Source organism: Priestia sp. 53B2, assembly GCF_056099005.1.
Map to the genome: position 1 here is coordinate 495,699 of NZ_JBLZXA010000030.1, position 13,824 is coordinate 509,522.

12 protein-coding genes and 1 pseudogene are annotated in these 13,824 nt (G+C 39.5%); 4 read left to right on the plus strand and 9 right to left on the minus strand.

The genetic code is table 11. The annotated features are described in order from the left end of the window. Positions 1–2 precede the first annotated feature (2 nt). Genes ggt through allC form a run of 3 tightly spaced genes read right to left on the minus strand, consistent with a single transcriptional unit; the run spans position 3 to position 4,161 of the window. Positions 3–1,613, minus strand: a complete 1,611-nt coding sequence (gene ggt / locus ACN6NE_RS27245; RefSeq protein ID WP_474328399.1) for a gamma-glutamyltransferase — start codon at positions 1,611–1,613, stop codon at positions 3–5. A gap of 43 nt (positions 1,614–1,656) precedes the next feature. Next, a complete protein-coding gene (locus tag ACN6NE_RS27250; RefSeq protein WP_474328401.1) occupies positions 1,657–2,907 on the minus strand; it encodes a pyridoxal-phosphate-dependent aminotransferase family protein in 1,251 nt (416 codons plus the stop codon). Positions 2,908–2,919: 12 nt separating this feature from the next. Beyond that, positions 2,920–4,161 (minus strand): allantoate deiminase, encoded by a 1,242-nt coding sequence (allC, locus tag ACN6NE_RS27255; RefSeq protein WP_474328520.1) that lies wholly within the window; start codon positions 4,159–4,161, stop codon positions 2,920–2,922. Positions 4,162–4,467: 306 nt separating this feature from the next. Here allC and ACN6NE_RS27260 point away from each other — a divergent pair, with 306 nt between their 5' ends. Then, positions 4,468–6,051, plus strand: a complete 1,584-nt coding sequence (locus tag ACN6NE_RS27260; RefSeq protein WP_129710435.1) for a PucR family transcriptional regulator — start codon at positions 4,468–4,470, stop codon at positions 6,049–6,051. A gap of 64 nt (positions 6,052–6,115) precedes the next feature. On the opposite strand, the gene ACN6NE_RS27265 is transcribed toward ACN6NE_RS27260, so the two are convergent. Both ACN6NE_RS27265 and ACN6NE_RS27270 read right to left on the minus strand, forming a co-directional pair. Next, a complete protein-coding gene (locus ACN6NE_RS27265; protein ID WP_129710436.1) occupies positions 6,116–6,430 on the minus strand; it encodes an MTH1187 family thiamine-binding protein in 315 nt (104 codons plus the stop codon). 124 nt (positions 6,431–6,554) lie between these two features. Then, complete coding sequence (locus tag ACN6NE_RS27270) at positions 6,555–7,721, minus strand: C40 family peptidase (RefSeq protein WP_013057707.1); 1,167 nt, start codon at positions 7,719–7,721, stop codon at positions 6,555–6,557. A gap of 452 nt (positions 7,722–8,173) precedes the next feature. Between ACN6NE_RS27270 and ACN6NE_RS27275 the strand changes: the two are divergent. Continuing rightward, positions 8,174–9,698: pseudogene (locus tag ACN6NE_RS27275) on the plus strand (catalase); the annotation flags it as partial. A gap of 217 nt (positions 9,699–9,915) precedes the next feature. On the opposite strand, the gene ACN6NE_RS27280 reads toward ACN6NE_RS27275, so the two are convergent. Beyond that, a complete protein-coding gene (locus ACN6NE_RS27280) occupies positions 9,916–10,317 on the minus strand; it encodes a hypothetical protein (protein WP_240702733.1) in 402 nt (133 codons plus the stop codon). Between the two features lie 303 nt (positions 10,318–10,620). Further along, positions 10,621–11,958: a sodium-dependent transporter gene (locus ACN6NE_RS27285; protein ID WP_474328405.1), complete on the minus strand. Its 1,338-nt coding sequence runs from the start codon at positions 11,956–11,958 to the stop codon at positions 10,621–10,623. A 172-nt stretch (positions 11,959–12,130) separates the two neighbouring features. On the opposite strand from ACN6NE_RS27285, the gene ACN6NE_RS27290 reads away from it, so the two are divergent. After that, a complete protein-coding gene (locus ACN6NE_RS27290) occupies positions 12,131–12,583 on the plus strand; it encodes a hypothetical protein (RefSeq protein ID WP_129710440.1) in 453 nt (150 codons plus the stop codon). Positions 12,584–12,625: 42 nt separating this feature from the next. Here ACN6NE_RS27290 and ACN6NE_RS27295 read toward each other — a convergent pair whose 3' ends face one another. Further along, positions 12,626–13,051 carry a DUF6843 domain-containing protein gene (locus ACN6NE_RS27295; RefSeq protein ID WP_025751186.1) on the minus strand — a complete coding sequence of 142 codons (426 nt, stop codon included), beginning with the start codon at positions 13,049–13,051 and terminating at the stop codon, positions 12,626–12,628. A gap of 189 nt (positions 13,052–13,240) precedes the next feature. Here ACN6NE_RS27295 and ACN6NE_RS27300 point away from each other — a divergent pair, with 189 nt between their 5' ends. Beyond that, complete coding sequence (locus ACN6NE_RS27300) at positions 13,241–13,387, plus strand: hypothetical protein (RefSeq protein ID WP_165351762.1); 147 nt, start codon at positions 13,241–13,243, stop codon at positions 13,385–13,387. A gap of 18 nt (positions 13,388–13,405) precedes the next feature. On the opposite strand, the gene ACN6NE_RS27305 is transcribed toward ACN6NE_RS27300, so the two are convergent. Beyond that, complete coding sequence (locus ACN6NE_RS27305) at positions 13,406–13,822, minus strand: DUF350 domain-containing protein (protein ID WP_129710441.1); 417 nt, start codon at positions 13,820–13,822, stop codon at positions 13,406–13,408. Positions 13,823–13,824 lie beyond the last annotated feature (2 nt).

Below are 13,824 nucleotides of genomic sequence, written 5' to 3' on the forward strand. Positions count from 1 at the left end.
ATCTAATAAGCAACGACCGCTCCGTCTGTTCGCGCTTCTGTGCCGCCGTATAATACACCGGTTTGTTCATCTCTTAAAATAATCTGCCCTCTTCCAAACGTATGTCTGCTCGTAGCCACATGAATATCATGCCCTTTGCGTTCTAATGCTTCTACAATATGTGAAGGCATTTCTTTTTCCACAAGAACCTTTTTATGTTCAATCCACTGCCATCTTGGTGCATCTAAAGCTGCCTGAGGATTTAGATGGAAATCGATCATATTCATGACGACTTGCACATGTCCTTGAGGTTGCATAAATTTGCCCATTACACCGAATGGACCTACAGCGCTTTTATTCTTTGTTAAAAATCCAGGAATGATGGTATGGTAGGTTCGTTTTCCAGGCTCTAATCGGTTATGGTGCTGTGGGTCTAACGAAAAATTATGTCCGCGGTTTTGCAGGCATATGCCCGTATTAGGTACGACAAGTCCTGAGCCAAAATCCATGTAATTACTTTGAATGAATGATACCATGTTTCCTTCTCCATCAGCTGTCGCTAAATAGATAGTGCCGCTATGAGACGGCTGTCCGGCTTCGGGAATAAGCGCTTTTTCACCAATCAGCCCTCTGCGCTTGTTTGCATAAGAATCATTCAACAAATCTTCAACTGCTACTGTCATTTTATCAGCATCTGTAATGAATTTTTGGCCATCTGCAAATGCTAGCTTCATGGCTTCAATTTGCTTGTGATATGTATCGACAGAATCTTTGGCATCGAAAGAAAAGCCTTTTAGCGTATTTAAAGCTAAAAGTGCAATAAGGCCTTGGCCGTTAGGCGGAATTTCCCACACATCATATCCTCGGTAAGAGGTTGAAATTGGCTTCACCCACTCTGCTTTAAAAGCTGCTAAATCTTCTTTTGCTAAAAATCCGCCGTATTTTTTAGAAAAAGCTGCTATTTTATCAGCTAAATCCCCTCTGTAAAAAGATTCTCCATTCGTTTCGGCAATTTCAAGCAGCGTAGCAGCATGGTCCGGTGATCGCCACACTTCCCCTACTTTAGGAGCTGATCCATTGTGGGTAAACGTCTCAAACCAGTGCTTATATTCTTCACCTTTTAACGCGTATGTAAATCGTTCAAACGCTCGTTCCCAATTGTACCCTAAAATCGGGGAGATTGGGAACCCTTCTTGTGCATACGAAATAGCAGGCTGCAGCACTTCTTTTAACGATAGTCGCCCAAAGCGTTTTGACAGTTCCACCCACGCGTTGGGGGCACCTGGGACCGTAACAGGAACAAAACCGCGAGCCGGCATCTCTTTTATCCCCATGGCACGCAGAGCTTCAATAGAGATAGAAGCAGGAGCAGGACCGCTCGCGTTGAGTCCGTATAGCTCTTCATTTATCCACACGAGAGCAAATGCGTCTCCGCCAATTCCATTTGACGTAGGCTCTACAACCGTTAAACAAGCTGCGGAAGCAATAGCAGCATCTACCGCATTGCCTCCTTTTTTCAACATTTCAAGACCCGCCTGAGCGGCAAGAGGCTGACTAGTTGCTACCATTCCGTTTTTTCCAAACGTACACGTACGCTGCGATGCATAGGGGTGTGTAAAAAAGTATTCGCTCATAGAAAATCTCCTCTTTTCTTTATATGATGAATAAAACGAATCTTTACAGACTAGACAACGCTACTTCTTCCTCGTAAACTTCTAATGCTGCTTGTAAAGCAGAACCTGCATTCACGGTTGCGCCGTTTCGAATAAGCACTGCTTCAAGACCAGCCAATGTAAAGAGAACGTTGTCTTTTCGACAGCTGTATCCCATTGTACCGATACGCCATATTTTTCCGTGCATCGGCCCAAAAGAACTTGCAATTTCAATCCCAAATTGTTCAAGAAGCGTAGAACGAACTGCCTCTCCGTCAATACCTGGGGGAATTAAAACACAAGTAACGGTTGGAACTTTTGAATCCTCATCTCCGAATAAAGATAATCCCATTGCTTTAATACCGGCTACAAGTGCTTTTTCATGGAGGCGGTGCCTTGAAAATCTTTCCTCTAATCCTTCTTCTAAAATAACGCGCAGCCCTTCTCTTAAAGCATAGAGCATGGACGTTGCTTCCGTGTGATGATTTAATCTGCGCTCACTCCAATAGTCTTGAAGCTGACTCAAATCAAAATAGTTGCTGATAATATTCGGACGCAGACGAACAGTTTGAGCATCTGCTTTTGTCGCAATTCCTTTTTCAACTTTTTTACGTTCCATGATAATTTTTTCAATGCGATCATTGTACGTAATAGGTGCCATGCCGGACGGAACAGATAAACACTTTTGTGTGCCTGCAATCAATGCGTCAATGTTCCACTCATCTACTTTTACATCCGTACCGCCAATAGTGGCTACTGCGTCGACGATAAATAAAACATCTTGGTTGCGGCATGCAGCACCAATTTCTTTAAGAGGCTGCATTCTTCCTGTAGACGTTTCACCATGAACCATTGCAACAATTTTCGGATTTACTTTTTTTATTTCACGAATAACTGTTTCAGGGTCAAACACTTCTCCCCATTCGCATTCAATATTGTGTACATCAGCTCCGTAGCGCTCGGCAATTTCCGTTAATAAATAGCCGAAGCGGCCGAAAATCGGGACGAACACTTTATCGCCAGGCTCAACTACACTTGCAAGAACTGCTTCAATCCCAGCTCTAGACGTTCCATCAACGGGAAAAGCCCATTTGTTTTTGGTTTGAAATAGTTCACGAAGCATTTCCATCGTTTCGTTCATAATGTGCGTAAATGCGGGGTCAAACTGACCTAAAATAGGTGTTCCTAATGCTCTTAATACGCGTGGATCTGCTTCTACGGGTCCGGGTGTCATAATCGTACGCGGCGGTGTATGAAGCTGTTTTGTTATAGTCATGTCAAATTCCTCCTAGTAGGCAAGTTTATATAATAGTTCTATTAAGACCTTTACTCCTTTTTCTAACTGTTCTCCTTTGGTGAATTCCTTTGGGGAATGGCTGATTCCATCTTGGCTCGGTACGAATAACAAACATGTGGGAACTCTTCGTCCGAATACCTGCGAGTCGTGTCCTGCACCGCTTACTAATTCTCGGGAGGAGATATTCTTTTCCGAGGAAATAATTTTGGAAAGTTCAGATAATTCTCCGCTCATGGCGACAGGTTTTTCATCCATCCAGCAGTCGATATTCACTTCTAAACCCCCTGCTGTTCGCTTTATAATTTCCTTCATTTCTCGTTCTGCCTCTTGTAAAACCTCATACTCATGATGTCTTATATCGACCGTGAATTCTACATATCCTGGTATTACATTCGGTGCATTTGGAGAAAGTGTAATTTTGCCAACCGTTACGTATAAAGCGTTATGATATTTTTCGCTCAATTCAATAAATGCTTTAGCAAGTTTGCAGCTCACATAAAATGCATCTTTTCTGATGTTCATCGGGGTTGTGCCCGCATGGTTACTTTCACCTTTAACAGATACTGTAAATCGTTTCTGCCCGACGATACTAGAAACAATTCCGATATCGCAACGAGACATTTCAAGCTGTTTTCCTTGTTCAATATGTAGTTCAATAAAAGAAGCGATGTCCGTGCGGTATGGCTCGCTGTGGAGGCCTTTTCCGAAATTGAGCTGTTTCATTGCGTCATCCAGCTTAACCCCTTCTTTATTTATAACATGTTTTGCATCACTTTTGCTGTGTAATCCATTTATATTACCTGATCCCCAATACGTAAGAGGAAATCTGCTACCTTCTTCTTCACAAAGTGATACGACCTCTAAGGTTTTTGTAGGGGAGCCGTAATGCGCATATAGGTACTGCAGAGCAATGATACCTGCCACAACACCAAAGACCCCGTCATACTTTCCTCCGTTTATCACGGTGTCGATATGGGATCCTGTTAAAATAACTTGTTGTTCTGAACCCGTTCCTTGCAACCGTCCAAATAAATTTCCTACATCATCGTAATACGTTTTGAGGGGAAGTCCCTTCATTTTTTCTTCCAATGCCTTTTGAGCTGCATTCCACTGTTCCGTATATAAAAGCCTCGTGACCCCTTCATTTTCATCTAACCCAAACTGTGACAACCAGCTAATGTTTTCTTCGATTTGCTGACAAAGCTTAGATTTTCCCGTCATATCTGCAACCATTGCTATCCCTCCTGCTATCTTCATTTTAAGAAAATGACTGATTGTTTTCATTAACACTTCCTACAATGATTTAGTGTTTTTTTGGCTATTATCACTAAATGCGCAAAGTCTTATATACGTCACTTTTTCTAACATTATATGTTATTTATTTCATCTTACAGGATTGAATACACTTCTTCATTAACAATTTATACATTTTTTTCTGAAAATTTTATTTATTTTAACTAAAGTTTCTTATAAAATAAAAGATAGATAAAGATATGCGCAGGGAAATGTGAGAATTTTTAACAAAAGGAGTAATGAATAATGGAACTACAAACTCTTTTACGCATTCCAATTTATGAAAAAGCATCTGTAGTAGCCGGGCAAAAAGGAGTCACCCGCAAAGTACATAACGTCAATATGATGGACGCACCCGATATTTTATCTTTTTTAAAAGAAGGAGAGTTTTTAATTACAACGGGTTATCACTTCAAAGAACATGAAGAAAGCTTAGCAAAACTTGTAGAAGGAATGGCTAAAAAGAAGTGTGCAGGATTGGCCATCAAAACAAAGCGCTTTTTCGAACACGTGCCTGCTTCTATTTGTCAGCTAGCTGATGAACTTCACTTTCCGATCATTGATTTCCAAACGGACGAAACGTTAGGCGCGGTTATTAACGAATCTCTCAGCTTTATTTTAGATAAAAAAACAGCCGAGCTTCAGCAAGCGATGGTCACACATCAGCTATTTTCCTCATACATCTTACAAGGAAAAGGCATTGAGAAAATTATGCAATCTATTCAAACGTTATGCAATGCTCATGTTGCCCTTTTTGATACCCATGGCCATGAACTCTTTTATACAAACAAACGCGAACCTTTTTCACTCCCGATGGAAGAAGCGGTAGCGGGCGCTAAGCAGCTGTTTTTACGAACGTCAAAATATACAACCTTTTCCTTTTTACACACCAAAAAAACCGTTACGCTTTTTCCGATTGCGACGCATACAAGAAAGTACAGTTATTTACTTATTGAACACCAAGTTTCTTTATCCGATTCAGCGCTCCTAACGATTGAACAAGCAACAAACGTTTTATCCTTCGAAATGATGAGGCAGCAGGCTTTGTATGAAGCTGAACGGCGACGAAAAAACGATTTTTTCAATCAGCTTGTTAACAATTATTATAAAACGCTTGAAGATGCTTCCTTTCAAGCACAGATGATGGGCTTATCAGCAGGAAACAGCTACATTTGCGCCGTTGGGAAGATCCACTCTACATTCACGCCTTACAGCGATGATGATATGATCTATGAGCTCCTTCACTATGAGTTATTAGCAGGTCATACAGAGGCCGTTTTGTTTTTCTATGACAATCTTTATATTCTTTTGTTTACACCTTATTCTCAACCTATGATTATAGAATGCTTGCATCGCTTGCAGGAAGCTGTTTACCGTCACTACGATAAGCGAATGTCATTTGGAATTGGAAACCAAAGCCAATCCCTACTTACAATCGCTGACTCATATAAAGAAGCTGTTGAAGCTCTTGAAACCATCCATTTTAAAGATCAGTCGAAGCTTATTCAATTTTATCAGCCAAAACAGTTTAAAGAACTGCTGAGGTTGCTTCCAGCAAACGATTTACAGGATTACTATTCTCAAACATTAGAAGGTTTGCTGCAGTACGATAAGAAAGATCGCTCCATCTTACTTGACACGCTTGAAACATATCTAAATTCCAATTGCCAAATCTCAGAGACTGCTAAGCAGTTATTCGTCCACCGGAACACGGTGATCTATCGAATTGAAAAATGCGAAGAGTTATTAAAAAGACCTATTCACACGTCGGAGGAAACCCTTCGGCTGCGCGTAGCTTTTCAAATTTTTTCTCTTGTGCATGCTAATTAAGTATAAATACAATAAAAAACGCCTGAGTGGATACTCAAGCGCTTTTTATTGTATTGCATATTATTTATTTCGCTGTTAATTTAGACTGTACTGATTGTAATTTCCCAGCCATCGTATGATTTTCTTTATCACGGCGATCATCAATTCGTAAATTTGTACATACGCGCTGAATACCATTTTCAAAAGGTACTTCATGCATCTCTTGAACAATTTTTAGCAGCGTGCTTAATTCCCCTTCAATCAATGTATTCATAGGGGTTAATTGATATGTAATTTCATCTTCATGCTTGGCCAACACTTTTTGAATATCAGCTACGTACTGACTCACGCTTGGCGTTTCCGTACCTACCGGAATAATGGTTACATCTACAATAGCCATGTTATACACTCCTTTTATTTATTCCCTAGTTATCATACCAAATCGCGCGAAAATTTCCTACTTTTACGTTTATGGTGCATAGAAAAAAGGAATAGTTCTACAACTACTCCTTTTTGTTACACTTTTATAGGTAACGCTTTGCTCCTAAGTAACGTTTTGACCAGTAAGAGTTGCTTAGCGATGTGATTGTCACGCCTGTTGAAGAACCTGCATGCATGAATTGACCATTTCCGATATAAATTCCAGCATGGCTAGCTCCTGGTTGGTACGTTTCAAAGAAAACGATATCGCCAGGCTGAGGTGAACTTACACGCGTACCAGTTTGATAGATGCTAGCAACTGTACGAGGAAGACTTACACCTACTGCATTGCGATATACATAGTTAAGGTAACCACTGCAATCAAAGCCTCCAGGCGCAGCTCCGCCCCAAACATAAGGTGTTCCCATAAAACGTTTACCGTATGAAATAACTTTTGAAGCTGAGCTTGAACTTGTGCTGCTTCCTGTTGATGTTGAAGGTTTTGAGCTGCTAGAGCTGCTTGAATTTAATTTATTCAGCGTATCTGGACCCGCTTCTCCGTCTACTAATAAACCATTTGCACGTTGAAATGATTTTACTGCACTTGTTGTAATTGAACCAAAGTAGCCTGTTACACCAGCTGAGAAGTAACCTTTATTTTTTAGTTTTTGCTGAAGACTGCTTACTGCTGAACCTTTCATACCTTGACGTAAAATAGTTGAGCTGCTAGAGCTAGAACCACCAGTTGAAGCGCTAGAACCGCCATTTTTTAATTTGCTTAACGTAGCGGGACCCGCAATTCCGTCCACAGACAGTCCGTTTGCACGTTGAAATGCCATTACTGCATTTTTGGTAATTGAACCGAAGTATTGAGTCGTAGTTCCTTTAAAATAGCCTTTATTCTTTAGCTGCTGCTGTAAAGATTGTACGTTTGGTCCAGTTGAACCAACGCGCAGCAATGAACTTGAGCTAATTGATGAACTTCCGCTTCCTAGCAGCTTATTAAATGTAGATGGACCTGCAATACCATCTGCAGATAAACCATTTGCACGCTGAAATGACTTTACTGCGCTAGTCGTGATTGAACCGTAATAGTTTGTTGTTGTACCGTATGTAAAATAACCTTTGTTTTTTAATTTTTGCTGTAATTCTTTCACATCTGAATTACTTGTTCCTGGGTGTAGCGTAGCATCTCCTAAAGCAGCTTCACTAATTGTAGGTACTACTGTTAAAGATCCACATAACGCTAACGAATATATCAACTTTTTCATAAAAAAAGGTTCCTCCAATGCCATAATCTACTAATATATAAGACGTTTACATTGTAACAACACATTATTACAAAATAACATCACTAATATTACATTTATGTTACAGGAAACGACAGTAGCGCAGCTGTATGGTGTATATTGTCGTAGTTTATTGCCGTTTAACACTTAATAAGTTCGACAAAAAAGCTAATATATTCCAATGTTATTCCTTTTCCTACACTAATAATAGGTAAAAAATCACCCGTAACATTATCTTTATATTTCAAAAAAAACAATTTATTTTTTTTTGAAATGTGAAACTTTTTTTAAATTTATTCGTTTAGCGGATTTGTTCCCCTCTTTAGTAAAACAGCATTTATTCTAAAAATTTATATTATTTCCATATTAATGAATAAAAAAGCGAGGGCTGAAAAAAATAGTCTTGTTATGTTTGAAACAAGGAGGATTATTTTATGAGCCATAAAGGCATTCATGGTACAAATGTTAGAGGATCAGGTGACTCGGAAGACAAACGCTATGCAGCCGGAGAAAACGAGCAGACGCTTACGACGCGTCAAGGTCACCCCATTCGTGATAACCAAAATTCTCGAACGGTAGGCAACAGAGGACCTGCTACTCTTGAAAATTACCAGCTGATTGAAAAACTTTCGCATTTTGGTCGTGAACGTATACCGGAACGTGTTGTTCATGCCCGAGGAACGGGAGCTCACGGGTATTTTGAAACGTACGGAAAGCTTGGTGACGAGCCCGTTGAAAAATACACCCGCGCAAAAGTTTTTTCAGGAGCAGGCAAACAGACGCCCGTTTTTGTCAGATTTTCTACCGTAACTCATGGAAAGGACTCTCCAGAAACAATGCGAGACCCAAGGGGATTTGCTGTAAAGTTCTACACAGAAGACGGAAACTGGGACTTAGTAGGAAATAACCTTAAAATATTTTTTATCCGCGATGCTATTAAATTCCCTGATTTGATTCATGCTTTTAAGCCCGATCCTGTGACAAACCGTCAAGATACCGAGCGCATTTTTGATTTTATTTCTCACACCCCTGAGGCTATGCATATGATTACTTTTTTATTTTCACCTTGGGGAATACCTGCTAACTATCGGCAAATGCAAGGTTCCGGTGTTAATACATATAAGTGGGTAAACAAAGATGGCGATGCGTTTCTTGTGAAATACCATTGGGAACCAAAACAAGGAATTAAAAATTTGACCCAAAAGCAAGCAGAAGAAATTCAAGCTAAAAATATCAGTCACGCCACTCAAGACTTGTATGAAGCGATTGAGAGCGGTAACTACCCCGAGTGGGAACTTTGTATACAAATCATAGAAGATGGAGAGCATCCTGAACTAGATTTTGATCCGCTTGATGACACGAAAATTTGGCCAGAGGACCAATTTCCATTTCTCCCAGTAGGTAAAATGGTCCTAGATAAAAACCCAAGCAACGTATTTGCTGAAACGGAGCAAGTCGCATTTGGTACAGGTGTGCTTGTAGACGGGCTAGATTTTTCTGATGACAAAATGCTGCAAGGAAGAACGTTTTCCTATTCCGACACGCAGCGTCACCGGGTGGGAACAAACTACTTGCAGCTGCCTATTAACGCGCCGAAAAAACATGTAGCAACAAATCAACGCGACGGTCAAATGGCCTATCATGTAGATGCTGCTCCAGGTCAGAACCCGCATGTGAATTACGAGCCTTCTTCTCTTGGAGGTCTTCAAGAAGCGCATGACCATCCAAAACCTCATCAGCCTTATGTTGAAGGAAATGTAAAAAAGGAAAAAATTGATCGTACAAATGACTTTAAGCAAGCTGGTGAACGCTATCGTTTACTAGAGGACTGGGAACGTGATGAGCTTATTCAAAATTTAGTAGACGGCTTAAAATGTTGTCACCATATCGTTCAAACAAAGATGATTGAGCTTTTAACTCAATGTGATTTTGACTACGGCAATCGAGTAGCAAATGGCATCGGTCTTCTGCTGCATGATGATGGTTCCTTAGAAATTGAAATGGGAGCAGAAATGACTCCTACATACGGGAAATTGCCAAAAGAAGGCGGTTCACCGTTAGGAAGCAACAAAGCTGCTGATGCGGTAGAAGAAGCTAATGAAAAAGGAAACGATGCTCATCCTTATTAACAAAAAACATCCTGCAGCGACAGCAGGATGTTTTTTTGGTTAAACGCTTATGACCAAGTAACGGCAAACACGTGGTAGTCATTTTTTAACTGTGGCGCATCAATGGGTGTCCCGTGCTGATATCCTTGTTTCACTCTTTTAGGATGTAAGGGTTGAACCCATTCTTTTACTTGCTGTTTTGTACCATTTGCTAAAATATATACACAATCAGAAGATGCCCCGTCATTGTTTGAACTATCAACTTTTAGTACTTCCACTAACACATCTTGGACACACGTTTTTCTCTGAATACACATAAGCGTATGGTAGATGATATCAGCGGACACATCGTTATTTAAACGAAAGCCCACCTTTTTTTGTTCAAAAAAAGACGAGAATGAGACGATTGGTAATGTCTTTTTTTGTTCATACGCTTGAGATAAAATCTTGACAAGAACTTCTCCACTCAAGATGATCCCTCTTTCTAAAAAACGCTTCATCACAACATATGTGAGCATTGATTATGCTCATAGGATAATATATTATCATAGTTTAATTCTGTGGTGTTAGTCTTTTTTTGGGTTTTTACACTGGGAATTATACCCGCCTATTTCTTGCGTTTCCCTGACGTTCTCGCTACTAGCAACAGAATTATTAATAAAATAAATACCCCTGCCCCTACAAACATATCATACAAGAAATCAAGCATCATACTCCTCCTCTTCCTTCAAAAAAACGCTGTTAAAACCAAGCGTTTTAACAGCGTTTTTTCGTTAGATAAAGCCTAGCATATTAATAAATACAATGATAATTAAAACAGGTGCAATGTATCGAATAGCAAGAAGCCATAAAGAGAACCAGCGCTTCACATTCGTTGAACCGTGCTTAAATTCTTCAATTAGTACATCTTTTTTCATTTTCCAAGGAACAAAGATGGCAATTAAAAGAGTACCGAGTGGCATAAGGATATTACTTACAAGAAAATCGAAAGCGTCAAAGATGCTTTTTCCAAAGATCAATACGTCACTTAATAAACCATACGATAGCGCTGAAGGTATTCCTACCACGAAGATTAGCAAGCCCGAAATCCAAGATAGCTTTATACGCTTATGCTGCTCTCCTTTGGCTAATGAAGCGACAATAATTTCTAACATCGAAAACGCAGATGTCAAAGTGGCAAATAAAAACAGCGCCAAAAAGAAAGTTTGAAACACAATTCCGAACGGAAGCTGTTCAAAAATAGAAGGCAATACAATGAATAAAAGACCTGGTCCTTCCGTCGGCTTTACGCCCATTGAAAAGACTGCAGGAAAAATTGCAAGTCCTGCTAGTAAAGAAATCAAAATGTTTAACGCTGAAATTGAAATAGCCGATTTTGGCAAGTTTTGCTGCTTAGATAGATACGAACTGTACGTAACCATAACTGAAACGCCTACGCTAAGCGAAAAGAATGCTTGTCCCATCGCAAACAAAATGGTTTGAGAGGTAAGCTTTGAAAAATCTGGATATAAAAAGAAAGATACGCCTTCCATCGCCCCGTCTAATGTTAAAGAACGAATAATAATAATAATAAATAAAATAAAGAGAGCAGGCATTAAAATTTTGTTTGCTTTTTCAATACCATTTTGAATGCCTCTTGCTACTACAACAATTGTTAAAAGAAGAAAAACAAATTGAGAGATAACAGCACTTGTTGGATTAGCAATGGTCGAGTTAAATAAATTTCCGTAGTCACTTACTCCATTCAGTTGACCCGTGACGCTTGCAAAAATATATTGTAGAATCCATCCCCCTACTACACTATAGAATGATAATAAAATAAAACATGTGATCACACCTAAATACCCGATTCCTTTCCATAGAGAACCGGGAGCAACTGCATCATAAGCACGAATTGCTTCTTTTTGTGTATGTCTACCTAGTACAAATTCAGCAAGCAAAAGCGGCAAACCAATAATTGCTGTAAACAAAATAAACAGTAAAAAGAAAGCCCCTCCTCCGCTTGTTCCGGCTACATAAGGCAGTTTCCAAATGGCTCCGATTCCAATTGCGGAACCGGCAGATGCCAAGATAAAGCCGAGTTTTGATGTCCATTGTTCGTTTTGACTCATTTTTTCTCACCATTTTTCTTTATTTATTCTGATTTGTCATACTATATCACACAACCCTTCTGTCGAAAAGGGTTTTTGTTGTTTTAACCCCCATCATGTGTTATGAATAGTATGTAGGTTTCATTATTTATTTTCGCAACTAAAAAAAGTTTGACAGTTAGAGGTACAAAAAATGACAAATCAGCAAGTAATACAGCAACAATTTTTAGATAAGTTCCTTGACTTTATCTTAGTAAAATGTCCAAACTGCGAACTATGTGCGCGAGTTGTAAAACTGGATAAAAAATTGAACGGGTCAACGCACTCATGCACGTGTCCTCACTGCGGTTATCTAGACGTAACCAATGCTGATAGCCAAGGACCGTTAGAACTTTCTGAAGCAGTAGATCCTTTTTTTCAGCTTCCGCTTTACTTAGAAACGATATGCCCTGAACGTCGACTTTGGGCTTATAACTTAGATCACCTTCAGTATATTGAGTCTTATATTGAAGTTAAAACATGCGGGGCTTGTTTCGACGAGCTGCCGGTTGAACATTCGTTGCCAGATTGGGTAATTCATAAGCAGAAAGAAGCATTAAACGAAATTCAACGTTTAAAAGACACCGTCTTTTGCACATTCAAATGAAGATAGAAAAGAAACGTTGTCGAAGAGGCAACGTTTCTTTTTTTACGAAGAACTTTCTTCGGTAAGTTTTCTTCGATAGTCTCCCGCCTTGTCGAACTCTTTTGCGGTGCCCACGAAAAAGTAGGTTACCGTATGATTTTTGTTACCTTGAGTCGTTCCATGAATCATCTTTCCCTGCTTCAATTGCTTTCGCTCTCCATTTTTATTTACATAGAAATATTTATTTCTTGCCCAGCCGCCGCCGCTTAAAAGCGTTTTGGTTTTCCCGACTCCCTGGTCATTTACTTTAAATACAGTGTAGTCTCCTTCTGTCTTGCTGGGATTTCCGTTATCTTTATCATATTCGACCATAACCCATCCTTTGTACCCTTCTGGTATAAGGAAAATGCTCGGTTGAGATGTTTCATCTGGGCGTCCACATCCAGCTGCGATTACAATCAATAAGCATAAAATGAGCCACCTTTTCACTTTTCCCAACTCCTTTCTTAATAAAAGACGTGCCTCTATACTGCTTTTAGTTTTTGTTGTAGGTAGGATTATATTCTTTTTATATCCCTCAATTTTTTCCAGTTCACCCAATTAAATATGCTATATTTACGTATTGTTTGTCACACACTATTAGCAGGCGTTTACAATTTACATGGGAGGATAACAAGAATGAGCTATGTTTTTTTATTTATTTTGCTCTTTGTCATTCCGCTTTACACACAGCAAAAAATTGTTCGTGCCGACCGTGAAAATACACGTATATTATTACTAAGTGAACACGAGCAATCCGGACATAAAAAAAGCGATTCCCCGTAAAACAGGAATCGCCTTCTTTTAATATGTTAAGCTTCCGGCCACAATAAGGCCGACGGCAACCGACGCTGTAAAAAGAGTTACTCCAACCGCTACATTTCCTTCTTCTACTTTTTTGGCTAGGCTCGTTTTAGGCGTCATAATAAATTCAATAACCCAATATGCCACTACTTGAGTAATGATACCTACTACTCCCCAAAGAGTTGCATCTACCAAATTTAAGCTGTTGCTCCATACAGTAAAAATAACAATAGCAAGCCCAACTCCTTTTCCCCATAACTTCAAAGCGACCGCCACATTGCCTTTTTTTATGAGTTCACGGTCATTAAATTTTGTTGTTAATTCAAATACCATGACTCCGATAAATAATAGCCCTAACCCTACTGCTACGTGAGATAAAAAACTCCCTATACTAGCCCAATCAATCCATTGTGTCATTT